Source organism: Nocardioides terrigena (assembly GCF_003047265.1).
GTDB lineage: Bacteria > Actinomycetota > Actinomycetes > Propionibacteriales > Nocardioidaceae > Nocardioides > Nocardioides terrigena.
This window is the reverse complement of record NZ_PZYY01000012.1, coordinates 73,651-93,716: the sequence shown is the minus strand read 5'-3', so window position 1 is coordinate 93,716 and position 20,066 is coordinate 73,651. Positions and strand designations below refer to the sequence as shown.

Genomic DNA, 20,066 nt, shown 5'->3' with positions numbered 1-20,066 from the left:
GCTGCGGTCGGCTGCGGTCCGGAGGGTCCGTCAGCCGGTGGCGGCGTCCGTGTCGAGCTCCAGCGTGGCGGTCTGCTCCTCGCCGTTGCGCTGCCACGTCACCTGGACCTCGTCGCCGGGGCGGTAGGAGCGGATCGTGGCCACGAGGGAGTCGGCGTCGGTGACGGCCCGGTCGTCGATGCGGGTGATGACGTCACCCTGCGCGAGGCCGGCACCGGCAGCGGTCGAGCCCTCGCCGACCTCGCGGACCAGGGCGCCGCTGGCGCCGTCGGCCGCCGACCCGGCGTCGCCGACCTGGATGCCGAGGCGGGCGTGGGTGGGGGTCTCGCCGGCGATCATCTGGTCGACGATCGGCATCACCTCGTCGATGGGGATGGCGAAGCCGAGGCCGATCGAGCCGCCGCTCTCGGAGCTCTGGGAGGCGGTGCGGATGGAGGAGTTGATGCCGACCACGGCGCCGGTCATGTCGACCAGCGGCCCGCCGGAGTTGCCGGGGTTGATCGCCGCGTCGGTCTGGATGGCGGGGTACGTCGTGGAGTTGCCCTCGCTGTCCGAGCCGACGTTGACCGGGCGGTCCAGCGCGCTCACGATGCCGCTCGTGACGGTCGAGTCGAGGCCGAAGGGGGCGCCGAACGCCACCACGTCCTGGCCGACGTCGAGGTTGGCCGACTGCCCGATGGTGGCAGCGGTGAGGTCGCTGACACCCTCCGCCCTGATCACGGCGGTGTCGGTGAGCGGGTCGGTGCCGAGGATCTCGGCCGGCGCGCTGGTGCCGTCGTCGAAGTAGACGCGGACGGTGCCGCCACCCTCGGCGACCTCGACCACGTGGTTGTTGGTCAGGATCGTGCCGTCGGCGCTGAGGATGATGCCCGAGCCGGAGCCCTCGCCCTGCTGGCCGGCGACCTGGATGGTGACGACCGACGGGAGGACGGAGGAGGCGACGGCCTCCACGGAGCCGTCGGTGGCGGGGGTGTCGCCCTGGTCGATGACCGGCGTGGTGGCCGTCGCCGTGGCCGACGAGGAGGTGGCGTCGCCCTGGGTCTGGTCCCACAGCGCCGCGCCGCCGAAGCCTGCGCCACCGCCGACGAGCAGGGTGGTGACGAGGACGCCCGCCACGAGGCCGCCCCGGCCGCGGCGCGGCGCGGGCGGCGGTGCCTGCGGGTTCCCGTAGGGGTAGGCGCCGTAGACGGTGGTCGGGTGGTTCTCGAACGGGGGCGGGGGCGTGGTGCTCATGCTCCGAGTGTGTGGCGTGACCCTGTGTCCTGCCTGAGAGCGGGCTGGGAAGGTCCCTTGACGTCGTCAGCGGGGCAGGTCGGGCAGCGCCGCCCACTCCGCCCACGACAGGTCGCGTCCGACGTACCTCGGCCGCTCGAGCGGCCAGTCGGTCGCGATCCAGTGGGGGACCAGCACGTCGAGCGCGGCCTCGAGCTCGGTGCCGACGCACTCGTCGACCACCCACCACGAGATCTCGGCGTCCGCCCCCGGCTTCTCCGGGGGATCGATGTAGACGCAGCCGAGCAGCGCCGTCTCGTCGGTGTCGAGGAGGGCGTAGTTGAACGACTCGTGGGTCACCATCTCGGCGGCGTGCCGGGCCAGGTCCTCGCGGTCCTGCTCGCGCGTCATCGAGGCCGGCGGCCACCCCCAGGCGTCGCCGTAGATCCCCCACAGCCGCTCGCGCGACCCCATCACCGCCACCATGTCGAGGTCGACGTCCTCGGCCCGGATCGGGCGCAGGTGGTGCCCGAGCCCGACCTCCACGTGGGTGGGGTGGACGAAGGACGCGGGCAGCCAGCCCGTGGTCGGCGTGGTGGACATGGGTGGACCTCTCGGTGTCAGCCGGCGACCGGGAGGTCGTCGTGCTCGATCATGGCGCGCAGGTGGGCCAGGGCGTGGTGGGTGTTGGACTTGACCGTGCCGGGGGAGCAGCCGAGGGCGGTCGCGGTCTCGGCGACCGACAGCCCCTCGTAGAAGCGCAGCGCCACGGTGCTGCGCTGCCGGGGCGGCAGCGCGGCGACGAGCGGCCACAGCTCCCCGGGGACATCCCCCGGGGGCGAGGCCCCGAGCCCGCCCCCCGTGGGCTCGGGGACCTCGCTGCGCACCGACTCGTGGCGGTACGCCGGCTGCCGGCACCAGCTGATGTGCTGGTGCAGCATCGTCCGGCGCACGTACGCGTCGGCCGCGCCCCCGTCCCGGATCGAGGACCAGTGGGGCAGCACCCGCAGGAGCGCGCCCTGGAGCACGTCCTCGGCCCGGTGCGGGTCACCGGTGATGGCCACGGCGGCCCGCAGCAGGGTGGGTCTCCGCTGGGCCACCCAGTCGGCGAAGCCGGTGGTCGTCATGATCGGCTCAGCGGGCCCGGCGGGAGACGAGCAGGCCGATCGCGGTGACGGTCAGCCAGACCGGTCCGACCATGCCGGCCATGTACTGCAGCGGGCTCACCGCGATGAGCAGCATCAGCCCGCCGAGGCCGTAGCCGAGCAGCCCCAGCCAGCGGGGGCAGCCGCCCGCGCGCGACGCCAGCCCGAGGGCGACGGCGGTGAGCCCGGCGGTGCCCCACAGCCACGGGATGGTGCCGATCCAGTGGCCGAACAGGACGGCCGTCTCCGGCACGAGCTGCTCGGGGTCCTGCACGCCGAAGACGAACTCCGTGGTGAGACCGGAGCCGAGCAGCTGCGCGGCGGCCACGAGCAGCAGTCCGGAGGACGCGACCATCGGCAGTGTGCTGCTCGTGGGCAGTCGGCCCGCCAGGTCGCGGTGCAGCCCGGCGGCGAAGACGACCACCAGCAGCGCCGAGACCATGGTGGCGACGTGGAAGGCCATGATCTGTCCGGTCAGCTCGGCCAGCCGCTCGGTGATGGCAGGCGCGTCGCCGGCGATGCCCGGCTCGTAGACGGCTCCGGTCCCCATGCTGGCGGCGACGGACGCGATGCCGGACAGGCCCGCGACCAGGCCGGCGACGGCCCAGCCGCGGCCGGTCGGCACGGTGGAGGTGCCCGGCGCGGTGCCGGGCTCGAGGGTGGTGGTCACGGCGTCTCCTTGACGGTGGGTGCGCGGCCGGTCGGCCGCGTCCCCACTGTCGGTCGACACCGGGTCGCCGCACCACGCACAGCCGGAGGTGTACGGGTGGTGTGCGGGTGCGCGTCAGGCCGGGTGGTGGCCCCCGAGCGCGAGGTGGGCGGCCTGCTCCGGCGCGAGCGCCCGGCCGGCGTCCAGCGCGTCGTCGTACCGGTCGGTGCCGAGGCGCTGCCGGGCCGCGGCCTCGGCAGCGGCGAGGACGTCCGGGTCCGGTCGGTAGTAGCCGTAGCCGCGGGACCCGATGGTCTCGCGGATCCCCTGGGCGGCGCCGAGCAGCAGCGGGACCCGCGACACGGTGCCCTCGGCGGCCTCGATGGTCGCCAGCGCGTCGAGCAGGTAGGCGAGGTTGGCCTGGTCACCGGTCTCGGTGGAGAGGCGCAGGCCCTCCTCGAGGTGCCGGCGGGCGCGGGCGTGCTCGCCGCGCGTCAGCTCGACCTGGCAGAGGTTGTAGAGCGCGATGTACGACGCCAGCCGGTCGCCGCGCCTGCGTGCGGACGCCAGTCCGGCCTCCACCCGGCGTACGGCCTCGTCGGGATCGCCCAGCAGCAGCGCCACGGTCCCCAGCCAGATGTGGGCGAGCGCCCACGTCCACTCCGACTCCTCACCGCCCCGCGCCGCGAGGTCGAGGGCGGCGATGAACTGCTCGCGGGCGGTCACCACGTCGCCGCGCGCGAGGGCGGCCAGCCCGATCCCGGCGACGGAGTTGGAGTCGATGACCGGGTTGCCGGTGGAGTGCCGGTGGGCGTCCTGCCACCAGTGCAGGGCCGCGTCCACGTCGTCCATCGCGAAGCACATCGTCGCAGCGGCCAGCGCGGCCCGGGCGTGCACGTCGTCGGCCATCCCGCCCCGGGCGAGCACCGCCTCGGCGAGCCGCCGACCGTGGCCGTGGTGGCCGCGCAGCCACCAGTAGAGCCACAGCGCCCAGGCCATCCGGGCCGCGCCCTCCACGTCGCCGGCGACGAGCATCCGCTCGGCGGCGGCGGTGAGGTTGGGGTGCTCGGGGTCGATCCGGGCGAGGGCGGCCACCTGGCCCTCGTCGCGGTAGCGGGGACCCGTGGCCTCGGCCATGGCGAGGAAGTGGGCGGCGTGGGCGGTGGCGGCCGCGTCCCACTCCCCGGCCTCGACGAGCAGCGCGCGGGCGTACTGCGCCACCGGCTCCAGCATCCGGAAGCGCGTGCCGCCCGGCGCGGCGATCACCAGCGAGTGCTCGACCAGTGACTCCAGCAGTGCCACCGACGAGCCCGCAGGTTCCCCGGTGCGCGCGACGACGTCCTCGAGGTCGGCGAGGGTGAAGCCGCCGACGAAGACCCCCAGCAGTCGCAGCAACCGCCGCTCGTCCTCGCCGAGCAGCCCGTGGCTCCAGTCCAGCGTGGCGCGCATGGTGCGCTGCCGGGCCGGCAGGTCGCGCGGGCCCTCCCGCAGCGCGCTGTCGAGACGGGTGAGCAGGGTGGCCGGGTCGAGGAGCCGGGCGCGGGCGGCGGCGAGCTCGAGGGCGAGCGGCAGGCCCGCGAGGCGGACGCAGGTCGCCGCGACGGCGGCCTCCTCGGCGGGGTCGGTGCCCCACCCGGGGCTCACCGCGCCGGCGCGCTCGAGCAGGAGCCGCGCGGCCGGTGACGCGGCCGTGGACGTGGTCGCGGACGGCAGCTCGAGCGGCTCGACGGCGACCTCGGTCTCGCCGCGCACGCGCAGGGGTGCGCGGCTGGTGGCGAGCACGGTGAGGTCGGGTGCCGCCTCGATCAGCGCGGCGACCTCCGGGGCGGCGTCCAGGAGGTGCTCGAGGTTGTCGAGGACCAGCAGCAGGTGCTGGCCCCGGACCCGCTCGACGACGTCCTCGGCGACGGTGCGCCCAACCCCGCGGGTCGCCTCGACCGCGTCGGCGACGGCGGGCAGCACTGCCGACGGCTCCATCAGCGGCGCCAGCTCGACGAGGGTGACGCCGTCGGCGTAGCGGTCCCGGACGTCGGCGGCGACCGCGAGCGCCAGGCGAGTCTTGCCGACCCCTCCTGTACCGCTCAGGGTCACGAGCCGGTGCTCGGCGAGGAGGCGACCCACGCGGCGCACGTCGTCGTCGCGGCCCAGGAGGGCAGTGGTCGGGACCGGCAGGTCCCGCGGGCGTGCGGTGGCGGCGTCCGAGGCGGCGCGTGCGGGCCGTGCGCGCGGCGGCACCGACGCGATCAGCCGGGCGTGGTCGGCCTCCGGGAGCGACAGCGCCGCCGACAGGGACCGGAGGGTGTGCGGGTAGGGCCGGGTGCGGGTGCCCCGCTCCAGGGCGCTGACGGCGTGGGTGCTGAGGCCCGCCCGACGGGCCAGCTCCTCCTGCGAGAGACCGGCGCGCTCGCGCAGCGCACGCAGGACGGCGGCCAGCGAGGTCGTGTCGTCCTCCGTCGGCGTCCCCGCCACAGTCCCCTCCCCGGTCCGTGAGGACGGGAGTCTAGTGACCGGCTAACGTGACGTCCGCCACATCCACCTGCTCCACCTCTCGGGAGTTCTTCGTGCGCACGCCCCTCGCGGCCGTCCTCGGCCTGCTCGTCTCCGGCTCCGCCCTCGCGGTCGTGCCGTCCCCGGCAGCCGCCGACCACACCGCGGTGCCGGACTCGGTCACCCTGGTCGGCACCCTCCAGTCCGAGCTCGGCTGCGCCGACGACTGGGTCCCCGCGTGCGAGGCGACCCGCCTCGAGCCGGTGCCCGGGACGACGTCGTACGAGAAGGACGTCGAGGTGCCGGCCGGCAGCTACGCCTTCAAGGTCGCGCTCGACGGGGGCTGGGAGGAGTCGTACGGCGCCGACGGCGGAGCCGCCGACGTCCCGCTGGTGCTCCGGCACGACGCGACGCTGACCTTCTCCTACGACCACGCCGGCCACCGGGTCGCGGTGGCGCCGGCCGAGCAGCCCACCGCCGAGGTGACCGATGCCGACGAGGCGATGGCGGGGACGTCGCTGCGCACCCCGCTCACCCGCGAGCGCTTCTACTTCGTGATGGCCGACCGCTTCGCCAACGGCGACCCCGCCAACGACACGGGCGGACTCACCGGCGGACCACTGGAGACGGGGCTCGACCCGACCCACAAGGGCTTCTTCCACGGGGGTGACATCGCCGGGCTGTCGGACCGGCTCGACTACATCGAGGGGATGGGCACGACCGCCATCTGGCTGACCCCGAGCTTCAAGAACCGGCCCGTCCAGGGCGCCGGGGACCAGGCCAGCGCGGGCTACCACGGCTACTGGGTCACGGACTTCACGCGGATCGACCCGCACTTCGGCACCAACGCGGAGCTCGAGGCCTTCATCGACGAGGCGCACGCGCGCGGCATCAAGGTCTTCTTCGACATCATCACCAACCACACCGCCGACGTCATCGACTACGCCGAGGACGGCGACAACGCCTACGTCTCCAAGGAGGCGTCCCCCTACCGCGACGCCGCGGGCGACGAGTTCGACGACCGTGCGTACGCCGGCGGCGAGACGTTCCCCGAGCTCGACGCCGCCACGTCGTTCCCCTACACACCGGTCCTGCGCTCCGAGGAGGACGCGACGGTCAAGGTGCCGGCCTGGCTCAACGACCCCACCCGCTACCACAACCGCGGTGACTCGACCTTCGCCGGCGAGTCCTCGACGTACGGCGACTTCGTCGGCCTCGACGACCTCTTCACCGAGCAGCCCGAGGTGGTCGACGGGATGGTCGACATCTACGAGCAGTGGGTCGACTTCGGCATCGACGGCTTCCGCATCGACACGGTCAAGCACGTCAACATGGAGTTCTGGCAGGAGTTCGCACCGGCCATGCGAGCCGAGGCCGAGCGGGTCGGCAACGACGACTTCTTCGCCTTCGGCGAGGTCTACGACTCCAACCCCGCCTACCTGTCGGAGTTCAGCACCGAGGGCCGCCTCGACGCGACCCTCGACTTCGGCTTCCAGGGCGCCGGCACCGGCTTCGCCAAGGGCGGCGCGACGACGAAGCTGCGCGACTTCTACGCCGCCGACGACCACTACACCGACACCGACTCCAACGCCTATGCGAGCCCGACCTTCCTCGGCAACCACGACATGGGGCGGATCGGGACCTTCCTGGCCGGCAGCGACCAGGTCCTGGAGCGCGACCGCCTCGCCCACGCGCTGATGTACCTCACCCGCGGCCAGCCGGTCGTCTACTACGGCGACGAGCAGGGCTTCACCGGTGGCGGTGGCGACCAGGACGCCCGCCAGGACATGTTCCCGAGCAAGGTGGCGACCTACAACGACGACGACCTCATCGGGACCGACGCCACGACCGCCGAGGCCAACTTCGACACCGGCCACCCGATGTACACCACGATCCGCGACCTCGCCCGGCTGCGGGAGACCTACCCCGCGCTCGCCGACGGCGCTCAGCTGCACCGCTACGCCTCGGACTCCGCCGGGGTCTTCGCGGTCAGCCGCATCGACGCCGAGGAGGACCGCGAGCACGTCGTCGCGCTCAACAACGCGACCACTGCGAAGACGGTCACCTTCGGCACCGAGATGCGTCGCGGGACGTTCAAGCAGGTGTGGCCGGCGAGCCGTACGTCGCTGCGCAGCGACGCCGAGGGTCGCCTCACCGTCACCGTCCCGCCCCTGTCGGCTGTCGTGTGGCGTGCGGCGGGCACCCTCGCCGGGCGCGAGGACGCCCCGGCGGTGCACGTCGAGAAGCCGTCCGCGGGCGGGGTCGTGGGTGGGCGCTCGCCCATCACGATCGCGGTCCCCGACGGCGGCTTCAACCAGGTCACGCTCGCCTGGCGGCCAGTCGGGGGCGGGGAGTGGACCCCGCTCGGCACCGACGACAACGCGCCGTACCGCGTCTTCCACGACGTCTCCTCGCTGGCGAGGGGGACGCTGGTCGAGTACCGCGCCGTGCTGCGCGACAGCTCCGACAACCTGTCGGTGACCTCGACGTACGCGACCGTCGGCGACCCGGCCACCGAGCCGCCGCCGGGCGGCGGCGGCACGGGTCCGGTCACCCAGCCGGCGGCGGTGTCGGTGCCCGGCAGCCTCAACTCGGAGATGGGCTGCCCCGGCGACTGGATGCCCGCGTGCGAGCAGGCGCAGATGTCGCTGGACGCGAACGACCTGGTCTGGCGCAGGACGGCGTCGTTGCCGGCCGGCAGCTACGCCTACAAGGCCGCCATCGACGGCTCGTGGGACGAGAACTACGGCGCGGGCGGGGCGCCGGGCGGGGCCGACATCCCGCTCGCGCTCGACGCGCCGCAGGACGTGACGTTCTACTACGACCACGCCTCGCACTGGATCACCAGCGACGCCGAGGGGCCGATCGTCACCCTCGCAGGCAGCCTGCAGTCCGAGCTCGGCTGTGCGAGCGACTGGTCGCCCGACTGCATGCGCGGCTGGCTCAAGGACCCCGACGGCGACGGCAGGTTCACCTTCGCCACCACCGCGCTGCCCGCCGGCAGCTACGAGACCAAGGTGGCCCACGGCCTGTCCTGGGCGGAGAACTACGGTGCCGACGGCACACTGGACGGTGGCAACATCGGCTTCGACGTCCCGGCGGCAGGAGTGGAAGTGGTCTTCTCGTACGACGTCGCCAGCCACCGGTTGACGATCAGCTCCCGCGCCGCCGGCGCCGCGCCCGACCTGACCCTCGCGAAGGCCCACTGGGTGCGCGAGGACCTGGTCGCCTGGGACGTGCCCGCCGCGGACTCGGGACGCCACCGCCTGCACTGGTCCACCGCCGGCGACCTGGCCGTCGACGCCGAGGCCGTGACCGGTGGGTCCAGCGTGCCGCTGCGCCACGACCCGGCCGGGCTGCCGGACGACGTGCTCGCCGACTTCCCGCAGCTCGAGGGCTTCGAGGCGTTCCGGCTCGACCGGGCGGCCGTGCGGCAGGTCCCGGAGATCCTCACCGGGCAGCTCGCCGTCGCGTCGTACGCCCCGGACGGGACGCTGCGCGACGCCACCGGCGTGCAGGTGCCCGGCGTCCTCGACGACGTGTACGCCGATGCGGCCGACCGCGAGCTGGGCGTCACGTGGCGGGGCCGGCGCCCGACGCTGTCCCTGTGGGCCCCGACCGCACAGTCCGTGACCGCGCTGGTCGGCGACCGGCGGGTGCCCATGCGACGCGGGTCGGACGGCACGTGGACCGTCACCGGGCCGACGTCCTGGAAGGGCGCGGCCTACACCTACGAGGTCGTGGTCTGGGCCCCCGAGGCCCAGGAGGTCGTCACCAACCGGGTCACCGACCCCTACTCGGTGGCGCTGACCGCCAACTCGGCCCGGTCCCTCGTGGTCGACCTGTCCGACCCGGCGCTTTCACCCCAGGGCTGGTCCCGGACGACGGCGCCCCGGATCGCGCAGCCCGAGGACCGCACCGTCTACGAGCTGCACGTCCGCGACTTCTCGATCGGCGACGAGACCGTGCCGGCGGGGGAGCGGGGCACCTACCTCGCGTTCACCCACGACGACACCGACGGCATGCGCCACCTGCGCCGCCTCGCCGACGCCGGGCTCAACACCGTGCACCTGCTGCCGGCGTTCGACATCGCCACCATCGAGGAGCGCCGGTCGGCCCAGCAGGTCCCCGACTGCGATCTCGCGGCGCTGGCCCCGGACTCGGAGGAGCAGCAGGAGTGCATCGACGCGGTCCGCGCCAAGGACGGCTTCAACTGGGGCTACGACCCGCTGCACTACACGGCTCCCGAGGGCTCCTACGCCACCGACCCCGAGGGCACCCGACGCACGGTGGAGTTCCGCCGGATGGTGCAGGGCCTCCACGGCGCCGGCCTCCAGGTCGTCATGGACGTGGTCTACAACCACACCGCCGCGAGCGGCCAGGCCGCCACCTCCGTCCTCGACCGGGTCGTCCCCGGCTACTACCACCGCCTGGACGCGAAGGGCGCGGTGGAGAGCTCGACGTGCTGCTCCAACACCGCCACCGAGCACCGGATGATGGAGAAGCTGATGATCGACTCCGTGCTCACGTGGGCGCGGGACTACAAGGTCGACGGCTTCCGCTTCGACCTCATGGGCCACCACAGCCTGGAGAACATGCAGCGCCTGCGGGCCGCGCTCGACCGGCTCACCCTGCGCCGCGACGGCGTCGACGGCCGCTCGGTCTACCTGTACGGCGAGGGGTGGAACTTCGGCGAGGTCGCCGACGACGCGCTGTTCGTCCAGGCCACCCAGCGCAACCTGGCCGGCACCGGCATCGGCTCCTTCAGCGACCGGCTCCGCGACGCGGTGCGCGGGGGAGGGCCGTTCGACGAGGACCCGCGGGTGCAGGGCTTCGGCTCCGGTCTCTTCACCGACCCCAACGGCGCGGAGGTCAACGGCACGCCGGACGAGCAGCGCGAGGACCTCCTGCATGCGCAGGACCTCGTCAAGCTGGGCCTGGCAGGCAACCTGCGCGACTTCTCGTTCCGGACGTCCTCCGGCGAGACCGTGCTGGGCAAGGACGTCGACTACGACGGCCAGCCGGCGGGCTATGCCGCCGACCCGTCCGAGACCGTCACCTACGTGGATGCCCACGACAACGAGACGCTCTTCGACTCGCTCGCCCTCAAGCTGCCGCGGGGCACGACGATGGCCGACCGGGTGCGGATGAACACCCTGTCGCTGTCGACCGTGGCGCTCTCGCAGGGCGTGGTCTTCTGGCACGCCGGGACCGACCTGCTCCGCTCCAAGAGCCTGGACCGCAACTCCTACGACTCGGGCGACTGGTTCAACCGGGTCGACTGGTCCCGCCGGGAGAACACCTTCGGCTCGGGACTGCCGCCCGAGGCCGACAACGCCGACAAGTGGGACTTCATGCGACCCCTGCTGGCGGACCCCGCGATGAAGCCCGGCCCGGACGCGATGGACGCCGCCCACGCCGCGGCCATCGACCTGCTGCGCCTGCGGACGTCCTCGCCGCTCTTCCGCCTCGGCAGCGCGGCCGCGATCCAGGACAAGGTGTCGTTCCTCGACGCCGAGCCCGGGGTCATCGCGATGCTGGTCGACGACACCGTCGGCGCGGACGCCGATCCCGACCGCGACGGCGTGCTGGTGGTCTTCAACGCGAGCCCGTCGGCCGCCACGGTCGCGGGGACGGGGTCCGGCTGGACCCTGCACGACGTGCAGGCCACCGGTGGCGACGAGGTCGTCAAGGGCGCCACCGCCGCCGCGGACTCCGTGACGGTGCCGGCCCGCACGACGGCGGTCTTCGAGCGCTGACGCCGAACGCTTGCCATGACGGAAAGTCTTGCTAGGCTTTCCGTCATGGAAAGCATCTCGGCCGACGACGCCCGCCGCTCCCTCGACTCGATCGACGCGTCCCGCCAGGAGCTCGCGGACCGGATGACCACGCCCCGCTGGTACTACCCGGCGGTCGGCCTGCTCGTCGCGCAGATGGTCCTGGTCTACGGACTGGTGGGAGGCCTGCCGGCCGTCCTGTCGGCCCTCGCGGTCGCCCTCGGCTCGGGTTGGCTGGTCCGGGCGTACGCCGGCCACACCGGCATCTCGATCTCGAAGCCCGCCGGGCTGCGCAGCGGACTCGCCCTCGCGGCGTTCGCCCTCGCCATGATGGTGCCGGTCCTGTGCGTCGCCTTCGTCGACGGCGTCGCGACCGGGATGGTCCTGGCGCTGGCCCTCTCCGTGCTCGTCTCCACGGTGGTCCTCGGCCTCCTGTACGACGCCACCTACCGCAACGACCTGCGGCGGCGGGCCCGTCGGGACCCCGCGTGACGACGCCCCGCTTCGACGAGGTGGTCCACGCGCCCCACCGCCTGAGGGTCTGCGCGATCCTCGCCTCCGTCGACAAGGCCGAGTTCACCACCCTGCGCGAGTCGCTCGGGGTCGCCGACTCGGTGCTCAGCAAACACCTCAAGGTGCTGGTGGACGCGGGCTACGTGGTGCTGGACAAGCCGAGCGGGTCGGGTCGGGTGCGGACGTGGGCCAGCCTCACCAGGCCGGGACGGGCGGCGTTCGCCGGCCACGTCGCCGAGCTCCAGCGGCTGGCCTCGACCGCCGACCTTCCCGGCTGACCCGGCCCCGGACGCACGACGCCCCCGACAGGAGACCTGTCGGGGGCGTCGTACGGGACCGGTGTCAGTGAAGGCTCACGCCCAGCGCTCAGACGCGGGGGTGAAGGTCAGCTGGCGGTCGCCGGTGTAGATCTGCTTGGGACGAGCGATCTTCTGGTCCTTGTCCTGGACGAGCTCGAGCCACTGCGCGAGCCAGCCGGGGGTGCGGCCGATCGCGAAGAGGACCGTGAACATCTCCGGCGGGAACGCGAACGCCTCGTAGATGAGGCCGGAGTAGAAGTCCACGTTGGGGTAGAGCTTGCGCTTGACGAAGTACTCGTCCTCGAGGGCGATCTTCTCCAGCTCGAGCGCGATCTCGAGGAGCGGGTTGGTGCCGGTGACCTCGAAGACGTCCTCGGCGGACTTCTTGATGATCTTGGCGCGCGGGTCGTAGTTCTTGTAGACCCGGTGGCCGAAGCCCATGAGCCGCTCGTTGCCGTTCTTGACGCCCTCGATGAAGGCGGGGATCTCGCTCTTCGAGCCGATTCGCCGCAGCATCCGCAGCACCGCCTCGTTGGCACCGCCGTGCAGCGGGCCGTAGAGGGCCGCGACGCCGGCCGCGACGGCCGAGTAGGGGTCGACCTCGCTGGAGCCGACCGAGCGGACCGCGTTGGTCGAGCAGTTCTGCTCGTGGTCGGCGTGCAGGATGAAGAGCACGTCGAGCGCCTTGACGAGGCGCTCGTCGGCCTCGAACTTCTTCTCGCTCATCTTGAAGAGCATCGAGAGGAAGTTGGCGGTGTAGCCGAGGTCGTTGTCGGGGTAGACGAACGGCTTGCCCTGCGCGTGGCGGAACGACCAGGCGCCGAGGGTCGGCATCTTGGCGATCATGCGGACCATCTGCATGTGCCGGTTGTCGCCGTCGGTGATGTTGCGCGCGTCCGGGTAGAACGTCGACAGCGCGCCGACCGAGGCCATCAGCATGCCCATCGGGTGGGCGTCGTACCGGAAGCCCTCCATGAAGGACTTGACGTTCTCGTGGACGAAGGTGTGGTAGGTGATCTCGTGCACCCAGGCGTCCATCTCCGCCTTGGTGGGGAGCTCGCCGTGGATGAGGAGGTAGGCCACCTCGAGGAAGCTGGACTTCTCCGCCAGCTGCTCGATCGGGTAGCCGCGGTACTCCAGGATGCCCTTGTCGCCGTCGATGTAGGTGATCGCGCTCCGACACGAGGCCGTGTTGACGAAGCCGGGGTCGTAGGTGGCGAGGCCGGGCTGGTCGTCGCCGACCCTGATCTGTCCGAGGTCCTTGGCAGCGATGGTCCCGTCGGTGATCGGGATCTCGTAGTCCTGGCCGGTGCGGTTGTCGCGTACGGTCAGGGTCTCGTTGCCGGAAGCTTCGTTGCTCACGTCGGCTCCTTGCTGGGTTCGTGGGATTCCCGACCAACCTAGCCGCGACCCAGCGGACGGCGCTAACCCGCCCCTGCCGTTCGTGGACACCGCCGTGGGTGGACGCCGCCCCTGCGTCGTTTTGACCCTCCTCGCGCGAGCGCCGTAGTCTTGGGGGTCGCGTCTCCTGCCGCGCCCCGGTCCGCACGACCGAGGGTGCAGACCCGGACGATCATGAGCCGGGCAGTGTTCGTCAGAAGTCGCCGCAGCACACCGGGTGGGACACCTTCCACCCGGACCTACGAACGAGAACGGGATACAGCCGTGCGCACGTACAGCCCCAAGCCCGCTGACATCCAGCGAGAGTGGCTCGTCATCGACGCCACCGACGTCGTCCTGGGACGCCTCGCCGTCCAGACCGCCAACCTCCTCCGCGGCAAGCACAAGCCGACCTTCGCCCCGCACATGGACATGGGTGACTTCGTCATCATCGTCAACGCGGAGAAGGTCGCCCTCTCGGGCAACAAGAAGGTCACCAAGCTGGCCTACCGCCACTCCGGCTACCCGGGCGGCCTGTCCGCCACGCCGTTCGGTGAGCTGCTCGAGAAGGACGCCCGCAAGGCGATCGAGAACGCGGTCTGGGGCATGCTCCCCAAGAACAAGCTCGGCCGCCAGGTGCTCAAGAAGCTCAAGGTCTACAGCGGCCCGAACCACCCCCACGCGGCCCAGCAGGCCATCCCGTTCGAGATCTCCCAGGTCTCCCAGTAATCCCGATCGAGGACTCACTCAATGACTGACAACATCGAGAGCACCGAGGTCGAGGAGACCTACGAGACCAACGCCGAGGGCGTTGCCTACAGCTCCGAGAGCTCCCCGTCCGCCGACACCCCGGCCCGCCCGGCGACCATCGCGCCCGCCGGCGCCACCGGTCGTCGCAAGGAGGCCGTCGCCCGCGTCCGGATCGTTCCGGGCACCGGCGAGATCACGGTCAACGGCCGCTCGCTCGACAGCTACTTCCCCAACAAGCTGCACCAGCAGATCGTGAACGAGCCGTTCACCAGCCTGCAGCTCGAGGGTCGCTTCGACGTGATCGCCCGCATCCACGGTGGCGGCATCGCCGGTCAGGCCGGCGCGCTCCGCCTCGGCATCGCCCGGTCGCTCAACGCCGTGGACGTCGACGCCAACCGCGCGACGCTCAAGAAGGCCGGGCTGCTCACGCGTGACGCCCGCGCCGTCGAGCGCAAGAAGGCCGGTCTCAAGAAGGCCCGCAAGGCCTCGCAGTTCAGCAAGCGCTGATCGGCTGAGTCGAGAATCGTGACTCGACTCTTCGGCACGGACGGGGTCCGGGGCCTGGCGAACGCCTCCTTGACGGCGGAGCTGGCCCTGGACCTTTCCGTTGCCGCTGCCCATGTCCTGGCCGACCTCGGGGAGTTCGCGGGGCACCGCCCCCGAGCCGTGGTCGGCCGGGACACGCGCATCTCGGGACAGTTCCTGGAGGCGGCCGTCGTCGCCGGCCTCGCCTCGGCGGGCGTCGACGTGCTGCTGCTGGGTGTCCTGCCGACCCCGGGGGTCGCGCACCTGACCGACAAGCTCGGCGCCGACCTCGGCGTCATGCTCTCGGCCTCGCACAACCCGATGCCAGACAACGGCATCAAGTTCCTGGCCCGTGGGGGCCACAAGCTCGACGACGCGATCGAGGTCGCCATCGAGCGCCGGATGCGCGAGCAGTGGCAGCGCCCCACCGGTGGTGACGTCGGCCGCGTCACGACGTACGACGCCGCGGTCACCGACTACGCCGCCCACCTGGTAGCGGCCACGACGAAGCCCCTCGACGGCCTCAAGGTCGTGCTCGACTGCGCCGAGGGTGCGGCGTACGAGGCAGGCCCGCTCGCGCTGCGCGACGCCGGCGCCGAGGTGATCGCGATCCACGCGTCCCCCGACGGTCTCAACATCAACGACAACTGCGGCTCGACGCACCTCGGCTCCCTGCAGCGCGCGGTCGTGGAGCACGGCGCCGACGCCGGCTTCGGCCTCGACGGCGACTCCGACCGCTGCCTGGCCGTCGACCACGAGGGCAACGTCGTCGACGGCGACCAGATCCTCGCCGTCCTCGCCCTCGCCCTGCGCGACCAGGGTCTGCTCGCCAAGGACACCGTCGTGGCGACGGTGATGAGCAACCTCGGCTTCGTGCAGGCGCTGCGCGGTGCCGGGATCGGGGTGCGCCAGACCAAGGTCGGCGACCGCTACGTCCTCGAGGCCATGAAGGTCTCGGGCTACTCCCTCGGCGGCGAGCAGTCGGGGCACGTGATCCTCTCGGACCACGCCACCACCGGCGACGGCATCCTCACCGCGCTCAAGGTGCTCGAGCGGATGGCCGCGACCGGCCAGTCGCTCCAGTCCCTGGCGGGCGTGATGACCCGGTTGCCGCAGGTCCTGGTCAACGTCCCGGGCGTCGACAAGGCCCGCACTGACGACGACGCCGTGCTCGCCGCGGCGGTCGCCGAGGAGGAGGCCGCGCTCGGCGACACCGGCCGGATCCTGCTGCGGCCCTCCGGGACCGAGGCGCTGGTGCGCGTGATGGTCGAGGCACCGTCGCTCGAGACGGCCGACTCCGTGGCCCACCGGCTCGCGGACGTGGTCAAGGCCCAGCTCGCCCTCTGAGGCCCCCCGCAAAACCGGGGTGCCCGGTGAGCGCCGCTGCCCTAGGGTCGCGGAAGTGACCATCGAGATCTGCGCAGTCGACCCGCACGACGAGGCGTCGCTGCGCGCCTGGTGGGAGGTCGGCGCGGCCGCCACGGCCGAGCGGCCCGGGCGCCCGTGGCCCCGCTGGGAGGTCAGCCGTACGGCGCTCCCGGCTGCCAACCCCGAGCGCGACACCGTGTTCCTCGGCGCCTTCGACGGTGACCGGATGGTCGGGTCGGCGCTCCTGCTGGCTCCGGTGCAGGAGAACCTCCACACCGCTGTGCTCGACGTCTACGTCCTGCCGCCTCGGCGCCGCGAGGGCCTCGGCACGCTCCTGGTGGCCGAGGGGGAGTCCCGGGCCGCGGCCCTGGGTCGGACCACGCTCCAGGCCGAGGGCTACGTGCCGCCGGGGGAGACCGGACCGGCCGAACAGTTCGCCCTCGCCCGGGGGTTCGTCGTCGCGAGCCGGGAGGGCTTCAAGGAGCTGGCGCTGGCGTCGTACGTCGCGCGTCGCTCGGCCCTCGTCGCGTCCGTCGGGTCCCGAGCCGACGACTACACGGTGGTCACGTTCGACACGGTCTGTCCGGACGAGCACGTGGAGTCCTTCGGGCGGCTCCTGGGGATGCTCATCTCCGAGATCCCGCTGGGCGACCTCGACCTCGAGGACTCCGAGTGGACCTCGGAGCGGTTGCGTGCCGCCGAGCAGCGCCAGGTGGGCATCGGTCGCCACGCCCTCACCGCCCTGGCGATCGCGCCCGACGGATCGGTGGCAGGCTCCAGCGACGTCCGCGTCAACGACGCCGACCCCACCCACGGACAGGTCGGGATCACCCTCGTCGACCCCGCGCACCGTGGACACCGCCTGGGGCTCGCGCTCAAGGTCGCCACCCACGACCTCCTCGCCGCGACGTACCCGCAGTGCGCCACGGTCGACACCTGCAACGCCGAGGTCAACACCCACATGAACGCCGTCAACGAGGCCCTCGGCTACCGCAGCATCGAGACCCTGCTGGAGCTGCAGAAGGTCCTCTGAGGCGCCCAGGGCAAGGTCAGAGCTTGCGCAGCCGCACGTAGCGCACGGAGTGGTCGGAGTCCTTGCGCAGCACCAGGGTGGCCCGGGCGCGCGTGGGGGCGACGTTCTCGAGGAGGTTGGGGCCGTTGATGGCGTCCCAGATGCGGCCGGCCTCGGCGGTGGCCTCGTGCTCGGAGAGCATGGCGTACTTGCGGAAGTAGGAGAGCGGGTCCTGGAACGCCGTCTCGCGCAGCCGCAGGAACCGCTCGACGTACCAGCGCTTGATGTCGCCGACGGCGGCGTCGACGTAGACGGAGAAGTCGAAGAAGTCGCTGACGGCGAGGCCGGCCTTGCCGTCGTCGCGCACCCGCGCCGGCTGGAGGACGTTGAGGCCCTCGATGATCACCACGTCGGGGCGCTTGACGACGACCTTCTCGCCGGGGACCACGTCGTAGACGAGGTGGGAGTAGATCGGGGCCTCGACCTCGTCCTTGCCGGACTTGATGTCGACGACGAAGCGCATCAGGGCCTTGCGGTCGTAGGACTCGGGGAAGCCCTTGCGGTGCAGGATGCCGCGGCGCTCGAGCTCGGCGTTGGGGAGCAGGAAGCCGTCGGTGGTGACCAGCGCGACGTTGGGGTGCTCGGGCCAGTGGGCGAGCATCTGCTGGAGCACGCGGGCGGTGGTGGACTTGCCGACCGCGACCGACCCGGCGAGGCCGATGACGAACGGCGTGCGCGGCGGTTGCTGGCGGTGCAGGAACTCCTCCTGCTCGCGGTGCAGCCGGCCGGCCGAGGCGACGTACAACGACAACAGGCGCGAGAGCGGGAGGTAGACCTGCTCCACCTCGTTGAGGTCGAGCGCGTCGCCCAGGCCGCGGAGGCTGCCCACCTCCTCGGGGGAGAGGGGGTTTTCGGTCTCCCGCGCCAGCGCGGCCCAGGCCGACCGGTCGAGCTCGACGTAGGGAGAGGTCTCGCTCGCACCGGGGAGACCCTCCCGCTCAGCTGCACCGGCGGCGGACATGCGCAGGATTGTTGCACCGGCGGCGGATGCGCTGGGGACCGGCACGCTTGCGTAGACTCCGGCCCATGTGTGGAATCGTGGGCTACGTCGGTGACAAGCAGGCGCAGGGCGTCGTGATCGAGGGCCTCCGGAGGCTGGAGTACCGCGGCTACGACTCCGCCGGTATCGCGCTCGTCGACACCTCGGTGGACGCCGGTCGGATCGCCTCCGACAAGCGCAAGGGCAAGCTGGCCAACCTCGAGAAGGCCATCGCCGAGACCCCGCTGCCCGCCGCCACCACCGGCATCGGCCACACCCGCTGGGCCACCCACGGGGCCCCCAACGACGAGAACGCGCACCCCCACCTGGGCCGCACCGGCCGGGTCGCGGTCGTGCACAACGGCATCATCGAGAACTACGCCTCGCTTCGCACCGGGCTGGAGAACGCCGGCCACGAGATGCTCTCGGAGACCGACACGGAGATCGCTGCGCACCTGCTCGAGCTCGAGGTCCAGGGCGGATCCGACCTCACCACCGCCATGCAGCACGTCTGCCAGCGCCTCGAGGGTGCCTTCACCCTCGTCGCCGTCGACGGCCAGGACCCGTCCCGCGTGGTCGCGGCCCGCCGCAACTCGCCGCTCGTGGTCGGCCTGGGCGAGGGCGAGAACTTCATCGGCTCCGACGTCGCGGCCTTCATCGAGCACACCCGCGAGGCCCTCGAGCTCGGCCAGGACCAGGTCGTCACCATCACCCGCGAGGGCGTCGAGGTCACCGGCTTCGACGGCTCGCCGGCGCAGGGCGAGCGCTACCACGTCGACTGGGACCTGTCGGCCGCCGAGAAGGACGGCTACGACTGGTTCATGCGCAAGGAGATCTTCGAGCAGCCCCGCGCGGTGGCCGACGCCATGCTCGGACGCCACGACGGCAGCGGCAGGCTCCAGCTCGACGAGGTCCGGATCTCCGAGGACGAACTGCGCACCGTCGACAAGATCATCATCGTCGGCTGCGGCACCGCCAACTACGCCGGCCTCGTCGCCAAGTACGCCATCGAGCACTGGACCCGCATCCCCTGCGAGGTCGAGCTCGCCCACGAGTTCCGCTACCGCGACCCGATCCTGACCCGCGACACGCTCGTCGTCGCGATGAGCCAGTCGGGCGAGACGGCCGACACCCTGATGGCGATCCGGCACGCCCGCGAGCAGGGCTCCCGGGTGCTGGCGATCTGCAACACCAACGGCTCCACCATCCCGCGCGAGTCCGACGCGGTGATCTACACCCACGCCGGCCCGGAGATCGGTGTCGCGTCGACCAAGGGCTTCCTCACCCAGCTCATCGCCTGCTACCTCCTGGGCCTCTACCTCGCCCAGGTGCGCGGCACGAAGTTCGGCGACGAGATCTCGCTGGTCGTCGACGAGCTGGCCAAGATGCCCGCCCACGTCCAGACGGTGCTCGACCGCGCGGAGGAGATCTACGCGCTGGCCGCCCAGCACGCCGAGACGCGCTCGGTGCTCTTCCTCGGCCGCCACGCCGGCTTCCCGATCGCGCTCGAGGGTGCGCTCAAGCTCAAGGAGCTGGCCTACATCCACGCCGAGGGCTTCGCCGCCGGCGAGCTCAAGCACGGTCCGATCGCGCTGATCGAGGACGGGCTGCCGGTCTTCTGCATCGTCCCGCCCCGCGGTCGCGACGAGCTCCACCAGAAGATGGTGAGCGCCATCCAGGAGATCCGCGCCCGAGGCGCGCACACCATCGTGCTGGCCGAGGAGGACGACGAGTCGATCACGCCGTACGCCGACGTGCTGATCCGGCTGCCCAAGGTCCCGACCCTGCTGCAGCCGGTCGTGTCGGTCGTGCCGCTCCAGCTCTTCGCCTGCGAGCTCGCCACCGCGATGGGCCACGACGTCGACCAGCCCCGCAACCTGGCCAAGTCCGTCACGGTCGAATGACCCACC

General features: G+C 72.2%; 15 protein-coding genes. 8 read left to right on the top strand and 7 right to left on the bottom strand.

The window, feature by feature from the left end; all coding sequences use genetic code 11:
* Nucleotides 1–30 precede the first annotated feature (30 nt).
* From DAE25_RS20765 to DAE25_RS20745, 5 genes are all read right to left on the bottom strand, one after another.
* On the bottom strand, nucleotides 31–1,233 hold the full coding sequence (locus tag DAE25_RS20765) for a S1C family serine protease (RefSeq protein ID WP_107768025.1): 1,203 nt from the start codon (nucleotides 1,231–1,233) through the stop codon (nucleotides 31–33).
* A 66-nt stretch (nucleotides 1,234–1,299) separates the two neighbouring features.
* Nucleotides 1,300–1,815 (bottom strand): GNAT family N-acetyltransferase, encoded by a 516-nt coding sequence (locus DAE25_RS20760; protein ID WP_107768024.1) that lies wholly within the window; start codon nucleotides 1,813–1,815, stop codon nucleotides 1,300–1,302.
* Nucleotides 1,816–1,832: 17 nt separating this feature from the next.
* Nucleotides 1,833–2,339: a SigE family RNA polymerase sigma factor gene (locus DAE25_RS20755; RefSeq protein WP_107768023.1), complete on the bottom strand. Its 507-nt coding sequence runs from the start codon at nucleotides 2,337–2,339 to the stop codon at nucleotides 1,833–1,835.
* A gap of 7 nt (nucleotides 2,340–2,346) precedes the next feature.
* Complete coding sequence (locus DAE25_RS20750) at nucleotides 2,347–3,027, bottom strand: hypothetical protein (protein ID WP_199907704.1); 681 nt, start codon at nucleotides 3,025–3,027, stop codon at nucleotides 2,347–2,349.
* Nucleotides 3,028–3,141: 114 nt separating this feature from the next.
* On the bottom strand, nucleotides 3,142–5,475 hold the full coding sequence (locus tag DAE25_RS20745; protein ID WP_107768022.1) for an ATP-binding protein: 2,334 nt from the start codon (nucleotides 5,473–5,475) through the stop codon (nucleotides 3,142–3,144).
* A gap of 92 nt (nucleotides 5,476–5,567) precedes the next feature.
* Between DAE25_RS20745 and pulA the strand changes: the two genes are divergently transcribed.
* Genes pulA through DAE25_RS20730 form a run of 3 tightly spaced genes read left to right on the top strand, consistent with a single transcriptional unit; the run spans nucleotide 5,568 to nucleotide 12,061 of the window.
* Nucleotides 5,568–11,252, top strand: a complete 5,685-nt coding sequence (gene pulA, locus DAE25_RS20740) for a pullulanase-type alpha-1,6-glucosidase (RefSeq protein ID WP_107768046.1) — start codon at nucleotides 5,568–5,570, stop codon at nucleotides 11,250–11,252.
* 45 nt (nucleotides 11,253–11,297) lie between these two features.
* The gene (locus DAE25_RS20735) at nucleotides 11,298–11,762 is read left to right on the top strand and encodes a hypothetical protein (protein WP_107768021.1); all 465 of its coding nucleotides are present in this window, start codon (nucleotides 11,298–11,300) and stop codon (nucleotides 11,760–11,762) included.
* Nucleotides 11,759–12,061, top strand: coding sequence for a winged helix-turn-helix domain-containing protein (locus DAE25_RS20730; RefSeq protein ID WP_107768020.1), 303 nt, complete (start codon nucleotides 11,759–11,761; stop codon nucleotides 12,059–12,061). Before DAE25_RS20735 ends, DAE25_RS20730 begins: the two co-directional genes overlap by 4 nt.
* A 75-nt stretch (nucleotides 12,062–12,136) precedes the next feature.
* Here DAE25_RS20730 and DAE25_RS20725 read toward each other — a convergent pair whose 3' ends face one another.
* Complete coding sequence (locus DAE25_RS20725) at nucleotides 12,137–13,444, bottom strand: citrate synthase (protein WP_082600180.1); 1,308 nt, start codon at nucleotides 13,442–13,444, stop codon at nucleotides 12,137–12,139.
* A gap of 303 nt (nucleotides 13,445–13,747) precedes the next feature.
* On the opposite strand from DAE25_RS20725, the gene rplM reads away from it, so the two are divergent.
* From rplM to DAE25_RS20705, 4 genes are read left to right on the top strand one after another with little or no spacing between them, the layout of a single operon-like run.
* Entirely contained in the window at nucleotides 13,748–14,191 is a 444-nt protein-coding gene (rplM, locus tag DAE25_RS20720; protein WP_056887178.1) for a 50S ribosomal protein L13, read from the top strand.
* 21 nt (nucleotides 14,192–14,212) lie between these two features.
* Nucleotides 14,213–14,719: a 30S ribosomal protein S9 gene (gene rpsI, locus DAE25_RS20715; RefSeq protein WP_107768019.1), complete on the top strand. Its 507-nt coding sequence runs from the start codon at nucleotides 14,213–14,215 to the stop codon at nucleotides 14,717–14,719.
* Nucleotides 14,720–14,737: 18 nt separating this feature from the next.
* Complete coding sequence (gene glmM, locus DAE25_RS20710; protein ID WP_107768018.1) at nucleotides 14,738–16,084, top strand: phosphoglucosamine mutase; 1,347 nt, start codon at nucleotides 14,738–14,740, stop codon at nucleotides 16,082–16,084.
* A 55-nt stretch (nucleotides 16,085–16,139) separates the two neighbouring features.
* Nucleotides 16,140–17,138 (top strand): GNAT family N-acetyltransferase, encoded by a 999-nt coding sequence (locus DAE25_RS20705; protein ID WP_159083877.1) that lies wholly within the window; start codon nucleotides 16,140–16,142, stop codon nucleotides 17,136–17,138.
* A gap of 16 nt (nucleotides 17,139–17,154) precedes the next feature.
* On the opposite strand, the gene coaA is transcribed toward DAE25_RS20705, so the two are convergent.
* Complete coding sequence (gene coaA / locus DAE25_RS20700) at nucleotides 17,155–18,138, bottom strand: type I pantothenate kinase (RefSeq protein ID WP_107768016.1); 984 nt, start codon at nucleotides 18,136–18,138, stop codon at nucleotides 17,155–17,157.
* Nucleotides 18,139–18,203: 65 nt separating this feature from the next.
* Here coaA and glmS point away from each other — a divergent pair, with 65 nt between their 5' ends.
* Nucleotides 18,204–20,060: a glutamine--fructose-6-phosphate transaminase (isomerizing) gene (gene glmS, locus DAE25_RS20695; protein ID WP_107768015.1), complete on the top strand. Its 1,857-nt coding sequence runs from the start codon at nucleotides 18,204–18,206 to the stop codon at nucleotides 20,058–20,060.
* Nucleotides 20,061–20,066 lie beyond the last annotated feature (6 nt).

Coding starts and splice junctions, on each gene's coding strand:
- DAE25_RS20765 (WP_107768025.1), bottom strand. CDS start 1,233: ATGAGCACCACGCCCCCGCCCCCGTTCGAGAACCACCCGACCACCGTC.
- rpsI (WP_107768019.1), top strand. CDS start 14,213: ATGACTGACAACATCGAGAGCACCGAGGTCGAGGAGACCTACGAGACC.
- DAE25_RS20760 (WP_107768024.1), bottom strand. CDS start 1,815: ATGTCCACCACGCCGACCACGGGCTGGCTGCCCGCGTCCTTCGTCCAC.
- DAE25_RS20755 (WP_107768023.1), bottom strand. CDS start 2,339: ATGACGACCACCGGCTTCGCCGACTGGGTGGCCCAGCGGAGACCCACC.
- coaA (WP_107768016.1), bottom strand. CDS start 18,138: ATGTCCGCCGCCGGTGCAGCTGAGCGGGAGGGTCTCCCCGGTGCGAGC.
- DAE25_RS20735 (WP_107768021.1), top strand. CDS start 11,298: ATGGAAAGCATCTCGGCCGACGACGCCCGCCGCTCCCTCGACTCGATC.
- glmS (WP_107768015.1), top strand. CDS start 18,204: ATGTGTGGAATCGTGGGCTACGTCGGTGACAAGCAGGCGCAGGGCGTC.